Raw genomic sequence first — 18,640 nt, forward strand, 5'->3', positions numbered from 1 at the left:
TCACCCCTCCGCAGTCTCGATCGTGGCATCCTTGACGCGGCCGATGATCCGGGCGGGCACGCCGGCAACGATCGCGAAGTTCGGTACATCCCTGGTCACCACGGCGCCGGCGCCCACCTGGGCGGCCTCCCCGATCGTGACGCCTGCCAGAATGGTGGCATTGCTGCCGATCGAGGCGCGCCGCCTGACCCGTGTCGGCACGACCGTCCAATCGGCCTGCGATTGGAGACCACCATCCGCATTCACTGCACGTGGATAGATGTCGTTGGTGAACATGACGCCGTGACCGATGAAGACACCGTCCTCGAGCGTCACCCCTTCGCAGATGAAGGAATGGCTGGAGATCTTGCAGTTCCGGCCGATCGCCGCGTTCTTCTGAATTTCCACGAACGTGCCGATCCGCGTGCCCGCGCCGACCGCACAACCATAGAGATTGACGAGATCCGGATGATGGATGACAACATCCTCATGCAGCGTGACATCGGACGCGATCATGCCGACAAGCCCCTATGCTCTTCCTACAGCGGCCTTGGCGCGTCCACTCGGACGCGCCAAGGCCGCTGTAGCACTTTGAAGTGCTGCATGATTTTCCTTAAACCGCTTCCGATTTAAGGAATCATGCAGTAGCGGCCGTTGAACTCATATGAACCTGTGAATCTGGCCGGGCCCCCTTTCGCGCTTCTTCTCGGAGCAAAGAGCCAAACCTTCGAAATTTAAAAGAATTCTTTTTCGCCTAGGCAGTAAAGAAAACAATATTAAGTATTTAAGCCATCGAAAGAGGTATTCGCGTGCACAACTTTGATGATCACGCGCTGCAACTCTCATCGGTGGAGCCGAATTTGTATCTTGGCTCTAGCCCAAAATAGTCATTATGCGGGCTACCAGCCGAGTTGACGATCGGCGGCGGAGAACATGTCGCTCAATGAAGGGCGACATCCGCGGCCTCGGCCTCAACCAGCAGACCATGTGGCGCGGCAAATGTCCGCGCTCGATGTTCGGCAAGCGGCCGAGGGGAATGCCGGATGTAGAAAATCCCGTGTTACTCGCCCGTTCGATGCAACACGTCCAACGTTTGGGTATGTGGCCCGGTCGTATTTCAGCGAATAAACTGGTTGTCGCAAATGGATGAACGGGGCGCGGATCGCTAACAATGCATCGTGCGGCAGTAGACTTATCGGCAGAACTCGCCACGAGCGCGTTTCAGCAAATCGCGGCGCTAAGAAGAGCGTGGCAAAGTCGGATGCGCGTTGTCACCGGGCCGCAGCGCTCGGTAAGGCCGACCATTTATTTCCTGACCCCGGACTACCAGCGGCCCTCGGGCGGCATCAGAGTTATATACCGGCATGTGGACATGCTGAATTCAGCCGGCATGGACGCGTTCGTGCTGCATCAACGACGGGGATTCCGCTGCACGTGGTTCGAAAATCGGAGCCGCATCGCCTATGTCGGGGATACGATGGTTCTGCGGGGAGATATCCTCGTGATCCCGGAAGTGTGCGTTGACATCCTGGACCGTCTTCCTCCCGGCACCGAATACGTAATATTCAACCAGAATGTACATCTCACCTGGGATGCCAAGACGCGTTTTACCGCAAAGCATTACGCACCCGGCAGCGGCTTGAAGGGTGTTATCGCCGTTTCCAAGCACAACCAAGAGGCGCTGGGCTATGCGTTCGAGCACGTTGATGTTCGCCGAGTCCACGTCGGCATAGATTCTGGGATGTTTCATCCGGCCGAGGGCCCTCGAACAAACCGCATCGCCTATATGCCACGGAGGATGCCCGGCGATGCCTTCAAGGTGCTGGAACTTTTACGCGGGCGCGGACTTCTCGATGGCTGGGACGTGGTGCCGCTGGACCGTATTCCCCAGTCAGAAGTTGCCATGCAATTGCAGACAACGAAAATGTTTCTGGCCGTCTCCCACCAGGAAGGTCTGGGTCTCCCGCCCGCCGAAGCGATGGCCTGCGGAAACTATGTGGTTGGTTACCACGGTTTTGGCGGGCGAGAATTCTTCCGCCCGGACTTCAGTGCCCCCATCGAAGCTGGTGACCTCCTCGGCCTCGCGCAAGCGATCGAGCATGCGATAACGATGGAACATGCGCATCCGGGCTGGTGCCAGGCGCGGGGCGCCAAGGCATCCAGGTTTATCTCGTCAGAGTATTCGCTTGAACGGGAGCAGGAAGAGGTGACGCAGATTTACGCGGATTTCCTGGAGGCGACATGATCCGTTGCGCCTCACGTCCGATCGTGCCGGACATTCAGTCGAAAGACCTTTACCAAGATGGCGTATCGCTGGAACAGCGGTTGATGTCGCGTTCCGAAGGCACTGGAGGCCTACCTTATGACACGATCGACGCTGGGTGTGTTCAACACTCTGTTGGTGACGTTGACAAAGGGCCGGCGCCGGAAGCCTGTTCCGCTGCAGCGCGTCCCTCGCGTCAGCGTTGTGATCCCGTGCTACAATTATGGCCGCTATCTGCGCCAATGCGTCGAAAGTGTCACGCAGAACCAGCCAGGCATCGAAGTCGAGGTGATCATAGTCGATGACAGGTCGACAGACGACAGCCTCGCTGTCGCGTTATCGCTCCAGGGCCGCGACACACGCATACGTGTGATCCAGCACCAGCAAAACAAGGGCCATATCGCGACTTACAATGAGGGCCTGAATGCGGCAACCGGGGAGTTCGTGTTGCTGTTATCGGCCGATGACCTCGTGACGCCGGGCGCGCTTCCCAGAGCTGCCGCACTTTTGATTGCCGAGCCATCCGTCGGAATGGTCTACGGCAACGCCATTCACTTCAGCAAGGACTTGCCAGAGAGTCGCAGCGAAGGAACCGACTGGATCATTTGGTCCGGCGCGACCTGGCTGCAGGGCCGTTGTCGCTCGGGATATAACGTCATCGCGTCGCCGGAGGCCGTGATGCGAACTGCTGTGCTGCGCGAAATCGGCGGATATCGCGCGGACCTGCCGCACGCGGGTGACTTCGAGATGTGGCTACGGACCTCTGCGGTTTCCGACATTGGCTTTGTGGTCGGCGTGGATCAGGCCTATTACCGGCACCACGCAACCAACATGAACAAACAGGACTTCAGTTCCGGCACCGCGCTCGGTCAGTTGATCGATCTCAAGCAGCGCTGGCAGTCCTTCGAAGCCGTGTTCGCGGGGGTCGGGCGCGGCCTGACGGAAGGATCACAACTTTTGGAACTTGCTCGCCGCACCATGGCACGCCAAGCGCTTGAGAACGTCAACTATGCGTATGCCAGGGGCTTCCGTGACTTTCCGGTTGACGCGTTCGAGGCCCTTGCAAACGAAATCCACCGGGATACGGGAAACACGAAAACAGGTCGAGCGCTTGCCAGACGCAAGCGGCTGGGAATGACCGCGCTGCCGCTGCACCCGCTGTGGGCCGCCTCCGCACTCCGTTGGCGCCTGGAGGAATTGTGTCGGCGATGGCGACGCGCTCAAATCGGGATCTGAGACTCTCCGTAGCAGAACTTTCTAAAACCACGGCTCTGTAGGTCAGTAGCCACCGATCGGTCCGAGCGCGGGCCAGTTGCCATCAGCTTTCGGCGGTCTGTCGCCCGGTTCGCACACATCTCGGGCGACATCCTATCGTCCAGCTACTGCATGTCGCCTTTAATCGTAGCCGATTAAAGGACAGAACATGCAACAATTCAAAGTGCTACAGCCTTTTTTGCGCGTCTGAAAAGACGCGCGGCGCTGTAGTGAACAACCGTGCTCAGTTTTCCACGTCGACAATATGCCGCCGCGATTCGGTCGCGAGATGAAGATATCACAGCCAGGAATGCTCAAAAGAGGTATCGGCTATAATAACACGCTATACTACATATGTATGATTTTTCGAAATTACATCGCCGTCGTGTAAGTGCTTATACTCCTTTTTTCAGTCATAATGCCCCAATTTGGTCGTTTCGTCCTCGATGCCATTATAGTAGCCTAATTTTTATTAGTTTTTACTTAAGTATATATTCGGCGAAATTTTGGTGATGAAGTCGGTGCGCACAGTCATCGGTCGGATGCCTCGAATGACTTTCACTGCGCGCCAAGGGGGCTAAGGCCATGAACTCAGCGCGATCAGTTAGCTGCAGCAAATTCGCTGCCTCGATTATCCGTCGGCGGATGATGCACCCGTACCGCAAAAGAGGTACGTCTACTATAAGATTTTGGGGGTCTTTACCCTACATTGGAATAGGGCAGACTGCGAATGACGGCCTGGATCTGCCTGGGGGCAGCGGCCGAGGCCCTTAGGCCACCTCGGCGTCATAACTTCAAGCATTACTTATGTAGTGAATTTCGCTTCAAAGGCAGGGTATATTTGCCACGTTTTCAGTTGAAATCTGCAAAGTAGAATCTCGCGCAAGCAAGAAATATCAATACACCGAAAAATATTGCGACGAGATTGCTATTGGGGAGACGTATAACTATGAAATTGATAGCCAATGGAAAAGATATACAAAACGAAATTTCCGCGCAAGTCGACAACAATATTGGCACAAGCACGGAGCAACCTTCGGTTCCGGAACGCTTGCTTGTGATTATCGACAGTCGGGCGCTTGATCGCCAATGCCTGGCGCAAAGCATAGTGTCCCACAAGGCGGACATGCGCGTCCTGGCATTCGGTTCGATCGAAGAATGGCGGCAACAGCGACACCAACATCCGCCGCTGTCCTCGATCCTGCTGAACGTCGGCGGAAGAAAGATCGTTGATCCGGCCGTTGCCGAGGAAATAAGGAGGCTCGCATCCGAGTTCGAACCGGCGCCGGTGGTCGTACTGGCCGATACGGACGAGCTCGCCCAGATAATGAAGGCGCTCGAGTATGGCGCCAAGGGCTATATTCCTTCCTCGGTCAGCATAGATGTGTGCATCGAGGCAATCGATCTCGCCGTGGCAGGTGGGACCTTCGTTCCGGCAAGCAGCGTATTCGCAATGCGTCGGCTGCTCGAAACGGGCAATACGGTTGCGCGTCCCTTGGCCGGCATGTTCACGGCGCGTCAAGCCGAAGTGGTGGAGGCTCTGCGGCGCGGAAAAGCGAACAAGATCATTGCCTATGAGCTCAACCTTCGAGAAAGCACCGTCAAGGTTCACATCCGCAACATCATGAAGAAGGTCAAGGCCACGAACAGGACGGAAGTCGCCTATAAGATCAATGATCTGTTTCCCAGCGATCCTTCAAGCGACGAAACGAACTGGCCAGATCACTGAACAGGGGACCGGCGGGCGCCTAACGATCGTCCTCCGGCCCCTTGCGCGTGGCGCTGTCAGACAACGCCGACCTTCGTGTGCGCGAGAATGGTTGTCAAACCCCCGTCCCGCGCACAACCACAAAGATTGTCCTCGACAGAATTGAAAGATCAGTGCCGAAGGACACAATGCCAGCATAGCGTGTGTCGTATATTGCGCGCTGGGCAAATGTAGACATGTTACGCTCGCTGACCTGCCAGAGCCCGGTGATCCCAGGTCGTAAAGTGAAGTATGCACTGCCGGGGTAATTTGGCCGCTGCTCCGGCAGCATCGGCCGTGGGCCAACGAGGCTCATGTCGCCAAGAAGGACATTCAAGAGCTGCGGCAACTCGTCGATAGAATATTTGCGCAGATATTTGCCGAGCGACGTCACACGAGGATCATTTTGAAGCTTCTGCGTCTGATCCCACTCGACGCGAGCCGGGGGGTTGGCCTCCAGATATTCCTCCAGCCTCCGTTCCGCGTCGGGAACCATGGTGCGAAGTTTCCAGAGTTTGAAAACTCTTCCTCCCTTGCCAAGCCGTGGCTGACAAAAAAATGCTTTCTCGCCATCCAGGCGAATGAGCAACGCCAGGACGCCGATGATGGCCAAGGCTAATGGTCCGATTATCAATGTCGCCAAGATGTCAAAACCGCGTTTGGCGGTCAGATAGAAGGGCCGGGTGCCTATCGCCGAATCGCGCGATAGCGGCCGCGCAATGAGCCAGTGCGGGTATATCCTAGGATTTTTCGACATCGCGCCCCTCCACGATTAATAGTGGACTCGCCGCAAGCGCAGATATCTCTGCCCTAGTCTCGGAATGAAAACCCGATGCAGGATAAATATATATGACTTTTAACTCAAATAACCTATGTATTTCGCTTACGGCATTATAATTTTATTAAGTAAACTATTGTGATATCAATAGATCGTCTTTAGATAATTTGATTTAGTATTACAACAACGCGGTTATATTATTTTGCACTTTGCACGTCAGAAAATGTTCTACTCCAGCCCTCTGCAGCAGTTGCTTCATGGGTAGCGCGGCAATCGAAACCTGACCTGCTCCCCTGCTCCGGTTCTTCGACGAGGAAGCTGCGTCTCGGTGAGACCACAGCCGCGCCAGCTCCGCGACGACTTCCGCAAGGAAGCTGACCCCCGATCGAAGACAGCATGACCGCGCTTGCCCGGTTCTTGGAAGACATCCGACCTGCTGACGTGGGCAGCAGATTGAGTGAGAATGTCAGCCTGCAGCGCTGCCGGTGAGGTATGGAATACCCTCTTTCGTTGGAGGCCACTGGTAAGCAGTCGGTGCCCTGGTCGAATTGACCACGATTTCTACCACATCCGGCCTCGGGTCCGCGGCAAACGCACGCCACGCCGACAGGGATGTCACCCGCCTGAGGAAGCCATAGGATAAAGAGCCATGCAGGCAGCCGAACCAATCCACTTGGTGCCGTGAGGGGGCCGCAGTCGGCCGCTACGACCGATCACGAGGCGGAGCAGACGGCGCTGCTAGGTTCCATCCGCCATTCAGCTCAGACGCGCGTACGCCCGCCGCAAGCGCAAGCATGATCCCAGATCTGTAGAAGCGAATGAGAACGACGCCAAGAAATGCGAGTGCACGCGGCCGCCAGCCTTTCAGTCGCTCCGAGGAGGCAATCCGGACCAACTCTGCCGGGGGAGAGAGCGCAACGGCAACGCTGCGAAGGACCCAGCGCAGTCGCCAGCCGGATTTGGACTGAATGCGCGCAAAATCATGTATTGTGTGGCGTCGCCATTTCCTTGCGAGATCGCCAAAGGTTCTCCGCGCCGGATGGTAGACGATCATGTTGGGACAATAGTGTGTGCGATAACCCTGACCCAATGCCCGCTGACCCCAATCGCGATCCTCCGCGATCTCTATCCCCCCAAATGGGCCAACTGCCAAAAAGACCTCCCTACGAACGGCAAGATTACCGGTTCCAGTGAACCCTTGCCGGGCGATGTACTCCTTCATGCGATAGGCGAATACGCTCTCATAGGCTTCCAGGAGGGTAAGCCGGCAGGGATCCTGATACGCGATCCGCACATCGCCACCGAGGACTGCAATCTGGGGATCTTGCAAAAAACGGCGCTCGATCTCGCCCAGCCAGTTGGCGTCGGCAATGCAATCGGCATCGATAAACGCAAGGATCTCCCCGTTCGCATATGATGCCCCGAGGTTGCGTGCCGGTCCCGGACCAGGGATCGGTTGAGACAAGAGTCGAACTGCAGGGAAGCTCGAGCAAATCGCCGTTGGTTTTGCCTTCGAGCCGTTGTCTACGACGATGAACTCGACCGGCTGTCGGACACCTTCCTGGCCGCAAAGGGATCTGAGGCAAAATCTCAGTGCCTCTGGCTGATTAAGATGCGGGATAATGACGCTGATCATTGACGCTCAATCCCGGCCGGAACAGGGTTCGATACATGTCGAGATACTGCCGGGCCTCGCCCGGCCATTGAAAGCGGCGTTCGGCGACAGCGCGGCCTAAGACGCCCATGCGCTTACGTCGGTCCGGGTCGTCGATCAGGCCGACTATGCCGCTCGCGAGGGCTTGCGGCGTGTGCTCCGGGACGACAAGCGCCGCACCTTCCGCTTCACGTGTCGCCTGGCCCAGACTAAACTGGACGATCGGCAAGCCTAACATCATGTATTCAAATACCTTGTTCATGGAGAGCTTGTCGTTAAACTCGTTCGGCGGATCCGGGATGATCCCGAGACTAAGGGCCGACAGATGCGCCATGAGCCGGGGACCACTGAGATAACCGGTAAAGCGCAACGAGCTTTCCAGCTTGAACTCGGCAGAAAGCGCCTTCAGCCGGTTGAGTTCGGGTCCATCGCCGATGATGACGCAATGAATGTCGTCACGCTTTCGAACACGGACGACCTCGTCCATGGCGCGTACAAGGGTTTCCACACCGTCCTGTGCACCCATGATGCCGATGTATCCCACGAGATGCTTTCCTGGGACCATGAGCGACGGCTCAGCCTCCGTGCGGTGAAACCTGGAGGCTTCAGGATAGCTCTTCACAACGACTACCCGGTCAGGAGGCATGCCGCCGCGTGCAACGGCGATATCGCGAAAGCTTTCATTCGTGGCGATGCTCGCATCCGCGACGCGGAAAGTCTGCCTTTCGAAGAAGCAGAGCAACCGATAGAGGAGGTCTTTGCGGCCGAACTTCGTGTAGTAGAGCTCCGGTCCGAGATCATGGTGGTCGAACACGAAGAAGGTACCAAAAAGCAGCTTGTGCAGCAGCGCGATGAGGAACATCAGGTCCGGCGGGTTGCACGCCTGTATGACGTCGATCCGCCTGCGTCGCCGTGCACGGAATGAAAGGAGGCCGTGATGGACAAGGGCGGAGAAATACTCCCGCAGATATCCTGCAATCGAAGCTGCTTCATGTAGCGGATACCGATAGATATGTATGCCGTCGATCACCTCGTACGCTTCGTCGTAGCCCTTGCCCGCGGGACAGATCACGGACACCTCGTAGCCAGCTCCGTGCAGCGCCTGCGCTTCTTGCCAGACCCGCCGATCAAAGGGAACGGGTAGGTTTTCGACAAGGATCAGGACATGGCGGCATTGTGACATGCTGGCCCCGCGAAGATTTCGAGAACGGCGTCGAAGCTCACCATACGTTTGGTCGTCCATAAGCCTCCAGTCGGCAAACTGGATAGCTCCTTGCGCCTTTTGTTGAGGTACTCTCGCTCGGGCGGCGGGGTTAATAATCTTAGGAATTCTTTGCGGGCGCTTCTGGAACGTACGGGAGACTGGTGGGCAGTCGTTACTCGGACTTACGGCCGGCCCGACCGCATTTCTCGGGTATCCGCTTCCGTTGGAGGTGCTGACTTAGCGATTTCTTGCAGAAATGTTTCAGGGTGGTGAATGACATGACATCATCGACGCTTGAAGGTTTGGAGGAAGCCATCGCTCAGACGCTTGGCATCGAGGCTGCAGGCAGGATTGCTGACGGCCCCGTGGAATCAGGGAAGCAGCCGGATCACGAGGGTCGGCCGGCCGCCACGGTGTCAGTCGTCATTGTCACATACAACAGCGCTTCGGTGCTGCCTTCCCTGCTGGACTCACTTCCAGAAGGCTTGGCGGGCATCGAGCGGTTCGAGGTCATTGTCGTCGACAATGATTCTCGCGATGGATCGGCCGAATTGGCAGAAGCCCACCCCCTCGGGCCCAGCGTGAGACGCATGGGCCGCAACGCTGGTTACGCGGCGGCCATCAATGTGGCAGCGGCGACGGTGTATCAGGACTCGCACATCCTCATCCTGAATCCCGATCTTCGGCTCTGCCCCGGAGCTGTTGCACCGCTTGTCGAACGCGCTGCAATGCCATCGGTGGGTATCGCCGTTCCCCGAAATTACGGGCAGGACGGAAAGACCGATCCGACACAACGACGAGAACCCTCCATCCTCACCGCTTGGGCCGAGGCCATTCTAGGAGGAAAACTGGCCGCGCGACTTGGTTGGGGGGAGGTAATCAGCGAGCCGACCCGATATGAATGCGCGGGACCGGTGGAGTGGGCGACCGGTGCGGCGCTGTTGGTTTCAGCGCGGGCGCGCCGTGCGGTCGGCGGATGGGACGAGTCGTTTTTTCTCTACAGTGAAGAAGTGGATTATCAGAGGCGTGTCCGCAAGGCGGGTTTCGAGATCGTCTACGAGCCAAGGTCGCAGGTCATCCATGCCGGTGGAGAATCCGGAACGGATCCGCGGCTGTTCGCGCTGATGACGGCCAATAAGATACGCTACTACCAACGGCATCACGGGCCTTTGCAGACCGCGTTGTTCAGGTTGGCGATTGCCGTTGGAGAAGCAGCCCGATCCTGCCGGGGATCGATACACCGAGCAGGGCTGCGTAGTGCCGTGATGCCGCTGAAGCAGGCATCCGATTCATCAGCGAGATAGTCGAGGTGGGAGCGGCCACAGAAAAATGCCGGATCGTAAATTTTCATGGCATAGGGAAGCCATCTCGTGTGCTCGACGCAGGCGAAGCCGATTACTGGATCGACGTAGACCGTTTCCGTCAGGTGCTCGACCGCATCGCTAACCATCCACACCGCGAACGGCTATCCATCACTTTCGATGATGGTAACATATCCGACCTGCTGGTCGCAGCGCCTGAACTGGATCGGCGCGGCCTAAAGGCGGAGTTTTTCGTTCTGGCGGGTCGCATTGGCCAGCCAGGATCCCTGGGGCCTGACGACATCCGCGCACTGATGAAGATGGGGATGCCCGTCGGTAGCCATGGCGTCGCTCATTGCGATTGGTCCAAGCTTTCGGCGACAGAGTTGAACTACGAACTGGACGTGTCAAAGAGGATCCTGGAGGAAATTTGCCGAGTACCTATTCGGTCCGCGTCGATCCCGTTCGGGCGGTACAATGGTACTGTGTTGCTGGGCTTGCGGAGGGCCGGTTATGCGACCGCCTATTCAAGCGACGGGGGGCATTTTGTTGATGCGCCTTTTCTCAGACCGCGAACCTCGGTTCGCCGGGATGCAACCGATAGCGCAATCGAGCAGATCTTGTCCGGTGAACTACCGATCTGGCGCCGCCTGCGCAGAGCTGTTCGTATGACGATCACAGCACGAACCTGGGGCAGGTTTCGTTAACCTGGCGACGATTCAAGGAAGGGTAAATTAAAGCGTTACGGCGGCGGGCAAGGACCACGGCACTGTATCACGGCACCAAAGCCTTCCACCCGGAAGGGTTCGTATCGCTCGCAAGGGAGGCTGGAGGCAGCGGCGGAGGATCCTCATTCGGCAGGAATGCCATGACGTCGTCATTCATCTGCTTTGCATCCGCCTAGCCCATACGTAGGCACGCTCCGCCCAAGAAGCGATGCGTGCGCGAGCGCCTTCCGGCGATTTTAGAAAAGGACCCGCGGCTGTAACGTCAATGCCATTGGTCCGTAGTTTGAAAGAGCTCACCCCGGGATTGGCAGAGAGGTCTATTCCCCCCAAGTCGTACCAACGCGAGCCGCGTGTTCGCACGACTTCAATCGTTCGCCAATGCAGGATATAGGAAGCCCTCAACTCACGCCCGACGTCGGTGCTTGCCCCGGCAAGATATACCGCCACATCACCATGAATGGCTATAATGCTTCCGGCAACCGGTGCGTTGTTCTGCTGAGCCAGCCCAACAATCAACCTGTCCTGAGCCGATAGCTTCTCCTGAATATCTGCAAAGAATTTGGCATTGAGACCAGCAGTGAAGCCCTTTCTCACCTCAAGAGCCTCAAGCATATGGCCAACTTGCTCGAAGCGACACAGGTCCGTGCCAAAGCTCACCTCGAGGCCGTTGCGCTCGGCAGTATTGAGGTTCCGCCGCCAATGGCTGTGAAGTGACGACCGCAAACCTTCTGAAGATCGATCAAGATCGATGAGCACTGTTCGGTATTGCCCGCTTCCATCACATGCACGGAATCCAGCGCGCTCGAATCGCTGGGCGACAGCGTGGTTTCGCTCAGGCAGATCGATTGGCGCCGCAATGCGAAGCGCAAGACCGCGACGCTGAACGTACTCTCGATCCAGCGCCTCAAGGCATATTTCAAGGCGTTCAAGGTCGTTGTCAGGGCCATGGTTCTTCCGAACAAGGGGGCCGCCACTAATATAAGCCAGTCCTCCGCCTATGACTGGTAGCGCTTTGATGCGAACGTTTGCCAGCGCAAGGACTTCACCGCCACTTTGGACAGCCACGTGTTCGCTTACCGCGCCACGCTTTTTCGCCAACGCCTCGCTGTACGGCCACGTTTGACGGTAGTTGAAGTCCAAAAAGGTCCGGACTGCACACTCCCATTGTGAGCGATCAAGATGCCTGATGCTGGCACGCGCGCCTGACACCGAACTTTCGCCGAGCAACGCGTTCATCGCTACTGTTTGATTCACCTGATCCATCCAACTCTGTGCCGACGCAATCGTTGCCGGCGTTTTGGTCAAAGTCGTCTCAAGCCTTTGGGCGACCTTGCGGCGCCGCGCGTCCGATCGGACCCGCTAAGGTTGCGGCAGCACTTTGAAATGCTGCATGCAAATTCGACACTTCGCGAAAGAGGCAAAGGCACTTCAGTAGCCATATTTTTCGGGAGCAAATCGGCACTTGTTCAAAACGACACCGAGCACGTTGGTCCTCTCAGATAGTTCGTGTTCGCAGATATCGAGTTCGCCAAGGGTGCTCTGCTCGGCTGCCGCGACAAGAATGACGCAATCGACATTCGGCAGGAATGCCATGACGTCGTCATTCGAAAGCATCGGCGGCATGTCGAACAGGACGACGTCCGGGCACATCCTTTGCCGCATCTCCTGAAGCACCTTTACTGTCTCGCGGCTTTGCAATAGCTCCGCCGAAAACGACACGGCCTGGCTGTTGGCGCCAATTGCGAGATTGTCGTTGTGGCGCAGAAAAACGTCGGCGATCTCGCCCTCACCCTTCAGGAAATTCTCGATCGTTGTCGGGGCCCCTACACCAAGCATCTTGGCAACCTGCGGTCGCTTCAGATCCAGATCGACGAGTACCGTGCGACACTCCCGCTGGTTCGCCAGGCTGAAGGCCAGATTCAAGGCGACGAAGGTCTTGCCGCATCCGGGTGTCGGCGACGTGATGGCAACCGTCGTCCAGTTGTTCTGCTGTAACTGCTGCAGCAGTTTGGTTCGCATCATGTCGAATACCGTATGTGCCGGGTTCAGCCGGCTCGTTGTGACGATCCGGTTGGCAGTTATGACACGTGGGTCGGTTCGCAACGGTGCCAACTTCCCCCACAGCGCCTCGCTTCCCGCCCGGCCCGGTCGTTCTGACGCGCTTCGCTCCTGCAGGGATACTTTACGGTGTTCCATATCTCACACCCCGAATTCGCATAAACGGTACAGCTGTTCCTGGCTTTCCTCCGCTAGACCAGCGCGGTAAGCCACTGATAGACGTTCTGAAATACAAGCGGCAGTGGCATATAGAAGTAGTGCGCGGCCACAAGCGCCACCGGAGCGGCGGCGCCGGAGAACACCGCTGCCACGGTTCGCCTGAAGCGGTTGCGGATCGCGTCTGCCGTCGAGATATACGGAATGGTGGCGAGCGGCTGGCGGTCGAGCATCCGCACGAGCTCGATGGGCCTGCGCACCGTCCCGTTGAAAAACTCAAGCAGCCCGATGAGCGCCACGGCCAAGCCCAATCCGCCGATCGCACCGAGGAGCACGATCCGGCGGCGTTTCGGACTTTCCGGATCCTGAGGAGGAGTCGCCCGCTCGAGGACGGAGAAGCGACCTCCGTCGGCTCGTCTCTCGATCTGTTCACCGATCATCGCCTCTGCGCGTCTGGCGATTGCGGTATTGTATTGCGTCTGCAGATTTGTGCGGTTCCGCTCAAGCGAATAGAGAACGGTTTCGCTGTCGGGCGTCGCGCTAATCGATTTCGTCAACTCGGCAATGCGCTGCGTGATCGCTGCCTTCTCGCGGTCGATCACCCGCAGACGCTCGTCGATAAATGACAGTTGCAGGTCGAGCCCGGAACGCTCTCCCGTATCACTGGCCGAGCGACCTTCAGTGGCAGGCCGCGAGCGCATCGCGGCCTGCAGTGAGGCGATGCGCGCACGAAGGGCCACGATATTCTGGCTGTTTTCCGAAAAGATCGCGAGCTGCTCCGCAAGGGCGCGGTTCAGTTCCACAAGCATCTGCTGTTCCGGTGTCGCCACGCCACCATCGACGGTCTGTCCTGTAAGGGCATAACTCTCGACAAGGTTGCTGCGCCTGGCGCGGAGATCGGACTCTTCGCGCTCGAGCACAATCAATCTCTCCTGCTGGCTGGTTTGCAGGCTGCGCCGAAACTCAAGGCTTTCTGGGAGCGTGTCCGCGTTCTCGTTCTTGTATCTCAGAATCTCGGCTTCGAGGCGATTCAAGTCCGAGCCAAGCCTTGCGACCTCCTGGTCGAAGAATTTCACGGTGTCGGCAGCACGACCGGTTCGTTGTTGCTGCTGCTTGAGCAGGATCAGGTCGACAAACTCGTTGGCAACCCTTGCCGCCAGATCAGGATCGGCTGCCGTGAAGCTGACGCTTGCCACCGACGGCCCCGGGTCGCCATAGGGCGAGCTCAGTCCGATTTCTTCGAAGGTGATGCGGGACCGCATGTCGTCAACGATGTCTTGGTCCGAAAGTTCGGCTTCTTCCGTGCCGTAGACCTCAAGTTTCCTGGCAAGCGCGAGAAGGTCGTCCCGCGCGGTGATCTGCTGCCGAATGATCTGCAATTGTTGGGTGGCCTGTATCGGGACCGTCGATCGTGCCAGTTCCGCGGGGATCTGCGGAGCCTCTACAAGGATCTTGGCACTGGCGCGATAAAGGGGTGGCAGGATGCTGGCTACAATGACGGCAAGCGCCAGCGCGGAACTGACGATCGCCACCAGATAAGGCAATCTTCTCAAAAGGATCGAAATATAAAAGCGTGCATCCACGTCACTCATTCGAACACCCGAATCTGAACCAGACGCCCGGTGTCATTGTCAGGCGGTTATGGCTGATACGATAGATCGTCAATGGTGCATGACCTGTACCCAGCCAACTGCGGAGCTAGTCCTTTTGGCTAGGGCATATTCATTTGCGTTCGAGGGCGGTTCGCCTGAAAAACGACGGTGTCAGGCCGATCCCGGCGGGCACGCGAGCGTGGACAGCCTATCGAGGTCAGTTTCGGGGAGCCAGATGACGACGGCGCGAGCTGCGGCTGGGTTGAGCCACGTGGCGCCGCCGAGCACCCGCCGTAGCAGAGCCTCGCGTCCACAGCGGTTCCTCAAGGGCACGTCGCGCCGACTCATCTGACTGCGTCGCTGCAACGCTGTCACGATTCCCGTTGCCGAAAAACCAGACGCCGCTGCCCATCAGGTACAGGAACCATGCATACGGGGCAGCCCATAAATGAACTGTGGTTCCGCCGACGAAGAAGGTCGTCATGCAGATGAGATATGCAACGCGGTATTCGCGCGAAATTTCGTCGCCGGTTTTCTCGTACGCGACTTTGAAGACAATCCAGAAAAACGATCCGAGAATGAAAATCAAGGCCGGCAGCCCGTACCTCATCGCGGTCAGAAGCCAGAAATTGTCGACGCTGTCGGGAGCCATCCAATTCGGCCGCACCCAATCACCGAAGCCAATTCCGAAGAGCGGGTGATTGAGCACCGAAGCGGATCCGTACTCCCATATCCAGAGACGGAACCAGCCCGTCTGCCTATCTAATGTGAACTTGGAAATGTAGAATTGGATGGGTGTCTGGTTGGATCCGAACTCAACCACGAGATATCCCGCGAAGATAAGGAGCTGCAGAAGCTTCCATCTGTTTTCGTACGCTCTCAGGAAAGAGTTCCACGATATAAGCGCGCCCTGCAGGAAAACTGTTGCGATGGTGGCCGACGACATTGACAATACGGCCGCCCCGGCGACGAGGGGTGCGAGCAGCCTCCGCCAGCCGCTGCCCTCGACGAAATGGGCCAACGCAATCATGCTGCCGCAAAAAAGACCAAACATGATGGAGTGGGCGAACGGACCCTGGACCCGCCAGAACCCCAGCCGCGGCTCCATCATCGTAATCTCGACTGTGCGGGAAAAGAAACCGAAGGCGGACAGGATCGGCTTGCTGCCGGTAATCCATTCGTAAACTGCGAATGGAAAGAGCAAGAGTATGAGCTTGACCATCAGATTGGTCATGTTCCTGAAGCTCTCGGCGTCGCGGACGTAACACCGCGCCAGGAGGTAGGCTCCGAGGGTCTCGACAAGCAGGATACCGCCGGGTTCGACCGCTGCCGAGAAGCCGTGATTAACCGCCACACTGACCCATGCCCAAAGGCAAAATAGGGAAACCCCGATATCGGCCGCATTGATGCGTCCCGCTCCGCCGCGCAGCCACGTGACCACGCAGGGTACCAGCGCGATCATGAGAATGGCGCGGTAGGCCGCGATGCTTAGCGGGCCCACCTCCACGATCGATGGAACGATGAGGCTGACGAGAAAAACCGTGGCAGGCCACGGTAACTTTGTACCGTGCGGCTGGGCGGTCGCAACAAGGAGCGTTGGTGCTCTCCGCTCGACGCTTGTGAAGGGCGCGCGCCGCAAAGTGCCTGCCAGTTCACCGGCCTTGGGCCGCCGATACAGTCTTGACATCGCCGCACTTCCCGACAGCAACAGGCGGAATGTTCCCCGACCTTCCCGAGCAGTGCTTCCCATCCGTCATTCAGGATGGCCGGTGAGGCCATCGAGATTATACACACGGGGGCTGCCGGCGCGATTGAACCATCTAGCGCATTCCGGCTCATCCGAACGGAGAAACCCCCTCACCTTTCCATGCTCCGCTGGACCGTTATGATGAAAACCGGGCCGCACGTATGTCGAGCGAGTGCCCGAGGTCGGCACGAAGGGAGGCTGGCTTGTTTGTAACCCGGGATCTGACCGTCGCCGCCGCCTGGATCGGCCTTGCTTTGGCGCTCGCGCCGCGGGCCTCCGGTCAGGATCTTTACCCGACGCTTGCTTCGGCCGGAACCCCGCCGGGCTGGACGCCGACCCGCTCGATTACCGGCGACTACTGGGTTCGCAGCGCGGGGGCCATTGTCGAAGATCTGCGGATCACCGACGGGAACCTGATGATCGGCGCCCCGAATGTCACCGTGCGACGCGTGGAGATCCGCGGTGGCCGCATCGACAATGTCCCGGGCGACCGATGCAACAACGGCCTGGTCATCGAGGATACAACGATAACGCGGTCCGCCCGGCAAACACGAGATACGGACCCGCCGGTGATCGGCATCGGAGGTTACACGGCGCGCAACGTGAAGATCGACAATGTACCAGAGGGGTTTCGCGTCGGCGGACGCAGTAACGATTGCGGACCGGTCGTCATCGAGAACTCCTATGTACGCATCGTCCCCCCGGACATATGCCAAGACTGGCACGGTGACGGGATCCAAGGGTATGACGGACCGCCAGTAATGGTCCGCAACGTTGTGCTGAAGCTCGTTGAAACGCGCGCCTGTGGGGGCACCGCTCCCTTCTTCTACCCCGATGCCCAAGGTAATTCCTCCGTGGACATCAACCGGATGATGGTTGAGGGCGGCGGCTACCCGTTCCGCCTCGGCATGACCGGGTCCGTGAGAGACCTGAAGATCGTCAACGAGTCCTGGGGATATGGGCCGATCGACGTCAAATGTACTCTCGTGCCCACATGGAGCGCCAAGATTGTCAGTATCGACGCGGACGGCCAACCCGTCGATCTGCGCGCCCAGACCTGCAGCACCGGTTGAGCCGACGACGGCTCCCGAAAGTCCTGGCATCCACTCCAGCTAGCGCAATTCCAGGAAAAGTGTGTAACGGTTTTCCGTCCGGAATTGCGTAGTTTCAAAGAGTTAGATCATTTCACGGTTTCAATGAAACAATGAAATGATCTAACGGCGACGAGGCGCGCGCGTCAGATCAAGCGCTCTGCGTTTGTGCCATCGTCTCCCGAGACGTTCCAGGGCCCCACCGAACGATATAGCTCTTCGGGAGGACATAGCGTTCGACAAAGATCTCCTCGTCTGGAAACAAGGACTTAACTTCGCCGAACGAGAGCAGGTTGATGCGATCGGTGTGATAGCGTCGGCCTTTGATGTCCAAGGTCCCATAGTCCCTTGATGCTCTAAGAACAGCCCGTCGAATCGGCGCCGCGAACCAGTGCAAAAAGGGAAGGCGGAAATGCGGTTCGATGGGGAATTCCCATGCCGGAGTCTGAACCCAACCGGAAAGTCCAACCCGAAGCAATTCAGAAGCCATGGCACTTACATCGGGCCACGCGCCAACATGCTCAATCACTGAGTTGGAATGCACCAGGTCCACGGATTTATCAGCGTAGTCCTTCAAATTGCGGGCGTCGCCGATTTCGCTCACGAACAGTTTGGAAATTCCCACGCGGTCGAATTCTTCCTCGTCAATGTTGAGGAGACGGATTTGGGAGATGTTTTCGTATCCGACATTTCCCCAGTAGTCAGGACGTCCCCCCACGTCCAGAATAACCACCGGGCGCCCGAGATGGCTGGCGAGCCGTTCGATCTGCATCCGTAGAATTCTGCCGCGAGCGGTTCGAAAGCGGTTGATCGTCAAATCGTGCATCCCCGCCGCACTCCATTTCCGGCTGTCCCAATCCCGTTCACCCTAGAATGCTGAAATCGCTCCGGCTGGTGAACCCGAATTTTGGCTTCGACACATCGGAGCTTAGGGGGACGACCTACTTCTTTTGGAGATCAGTGGTCTCGGGCGGCGGCTTCGGGTTCCACCGTTGTTAGTAGGGTGGACACGACGCACGAGGCGGAAATTCGATTAGCTGGAGCTTCTGAAAGTCTTCCGGACGCATCATTGCCTGCGCCGTCCGGCT

15 protein-coding genes and 1 pseudogene are annotated in these 18,640 nt (G+C 57.8%); 7 read left to right on the plus strand and 9 right to left on the minus strand.

The window, feature by feature from the left end:
- Entirely contained in the window at positions 1 to 495 is a 495-nt protein-coding gene (locus QN222_RS05845) for an acyltransferase (RefSeq protein ID WP_283960738.1), read from the minus strand.
- 427 nt (positions 496 to 922) lie between these two features.
- Between QN222_RS05845 and QN222_RS05850 the strand changes: the two genes are divergently transcribed.
- The 4 genes and pseudogenes from QN222_RS05850 to QN222_RS05865 all read left to right on the plus strand — a co-directional run.
- Positions 923 to 1,129 carry a hypothetical protein gene (locus QN222_RS05850; protein ID WP_283960739.1) on the plus strand — a complete coding sequence of 69 codons (207 nt, stop codon included), beginning with the start codon at positions 923 to 925 and terminating at the stop codon, positions 1,127 to 1,129.
- A gap of 111 nt (positions 1,130 to 1,240) precedes the next feature.
- Complete coding sequence (locus tag QN222_RS05855; RefSeq protein WP_283960740.1) at positions 1,241 to 2,224, plus strand: glycosyltransferase; 984 nt, start codon at positions 1,241 to 1,243, stop codon at positions 2,222 to 2,224.
- A 117-nt stretch (positions 2,225 to 2,341) separates the two neighbouring features.
- Entirely contained in the window at positions 2,342 to 3,478 is a 1,137-nt protein-coding gene (locus tag QN222_RS05860) for a glycosyltransferase (RefSeq protein ID WP_283960741.1), read from the plus strand.
- Positions 3,479 to 4,550: 1,072 nt separating this feature from the next.
- Positions 4,551 to 5,225, plus strand: a pseudogene (locus QN222_RS05865) (LuxR C-terminal-related transcriptional regulator); the annotation flags it as partial.
- A 94-nt stretch (positions 5,226 to 5,319) separates the two neighbouring features.
- Here the strand turns inward: QN222_RS05865 and QN222_RS05870 are convergent.
- From QN222_RS05870 to QN222_RS05880, 3 genes are all read right to left on the minus strand, one after another.
- Positions 5,320 to 6,000 (minus strand): sugar transferase, encoded by a 681-nt coding sequence (locus QN222_RS05870; RefSeq protein ID WP_283960742.1) that lies wholly within the window; start codon positions 5,998 to 6,000, stop codon positions 5,320 to 5,322.
- Positions 6,001 to 6,724: 724 nt separating this feature from the next.
- Positions 6,725 to 7,657, minus strand: a complete 933-nt coding sequence (locus QN222_RS05875) for a glycosyltransferase (RefSeq protein WP_283960743.1) — start codon at positions 7,655 to 7,657, stop codon at positions 6,725 to 6,727.
- On the minus strand, positions 7,629 to 8,858 hold the full coding sequence (locus QN222_RS05880; RefSeq protein ID WP_283960744.1) for a glycosyltransferase family 4 protein: 1,230 nt from the start codon (positions 8,856 to 8,858) through the stop codon (positions 7,629 to 7,631). The genes QN222_RS05875 and QN222_RS05880 overlap by 29 nt, the downstream gene beginning before the upstream one ends.
- A gap of 299 nt (positions 8,859 to 9,157) precedes the next feature.
- Between QN222_RS05880 and QN222_RS05885 the strand changes: the two genes are divergently transcribed.
- Complete coding sequence (locus tag QN222_RS05885; protein ID WP_283960745.1) at positions 9,158 to 10,183, plus strand: glycosyltransferase family 2 protein; 1,026 nt, start codon at positions 9,158 to 9,160, stop codon at positions 10,181 to 10,183.
- A 68-nt stretch (positions 10,184 to 10,251) separates the two neighbouring features.
- A complete protein-coding gene (locus QN222_RS05890; RefSeq protein ID WP_283960746.1) occupies positions 10,252 to 10,887 on the plus strand; it encodes a polysaccharide deacetylase family protein in 636 nt (211 codons plus the stop codon).
- 174 nt (positions 10,888 to 11,061) lie between these two features.
- Here QN222_RS05890 and QN222_RS05895 read toward each other — a convergent pair whose 3' ends face one another.
- The 4 genes from QN222_RS05895 to QN222_RS05910 all read right to left on the minus strand — a co-directional run bounded on the left by QN222_RS05895 (position 11,062) and on the right by QN222_RS05910 (position 16,401).
- Positions 11,062 to 12,213, minus strand: coding sequence for a peptidoglycan bridge formation glycyltransferase FemA/FemB family protein (locus tag QN222_RS05895; RefSeq protein WP_283960747.1), 1,152 nt, complete (start codon positions 12,211 to 12,213; stop codon positions 11,062 to 11,064).
- Between the two features lie 123 nt (positions 12,214 to 12,336).
- Entirely contained in the window at positions 12,337 to 13,104 is a 768-nt protein-coding gene (locus tag QN222_RS05900) for a CpsD/CapB family tyrosine-protein kinase (RefSeq protein ID WP_283960748.1), read from the minus strand.
- A 53-nt stretch (positions 13,105 to 13,157) separates the two neighbouring features.
- Complete coding sequence (locus QN222_RS05905) at positions 13,158 to 14,714, minus strand: lipopolysaccharide biosynthesis protein (protein ID WP_283960749.1); 1,557 nt, start codon at positions 14,712 to 14,714, stop codon at positions 13,158 to 13,160.
- Positions 14,715 to 14,931: 217 nt separating this feature from the next.
- Complete coding sequence (locus tag QN222_RS05910; protein ID WP_283960750.1) at positions 14,932 to 16,401, minus strand: O-antigen ligase family protein; 1,470 nt, start codon at positions 16,399 to 16,401, stop codon at positions 14,932 to 14,934.
- 263 nt (positions 16,402 to 16,664) lie between these two features.
- On the opposite strand from QN222_RS05910, the gene QN222_RS05915 reads away from it, so the two are divergent.
- Positions 16,665 to 17,534 (plus strand): hypothetical protein, encoded by an 870-nt coding sequence (locus QN222_RS05915; protein WP_283960751.1) that lies wholly within the window; start codon positions 16,665 to 16,667, stop codon positions 17,532 to 17,534.
- A gap of 169 nt (positions 17,535 to 17,703) precedes the next feature.
- On the opposite strand, the gene QN222_RS05920 is transcribed toward QN222_RS05915, so the two are convergent.
- Positions 17,704 to 18,378, minus strand: a complete 675-nt coding sequence (locus tag QN222_RS05920) for a class I SAM-dependent methyltransferase (RefSeq protein ID WP_283960752.1) — start codon at positions 18,376 to 18,378, stop codon at positions 17,704 to 17,706.
- Between the last annotated feature and the right edge of the window lie 262 nt (positions 18,379 to 18,640).

The sequence above is a fragment of the Sinorhizobium sp. 6-70 genome (genome assembly GCF_030124375.1).
Lineage (GTDB): Bacteria > Pseudomonadota > Alphaproteobacteria > Rhizobiales > Rhizobiaceae > Sinorhizobium.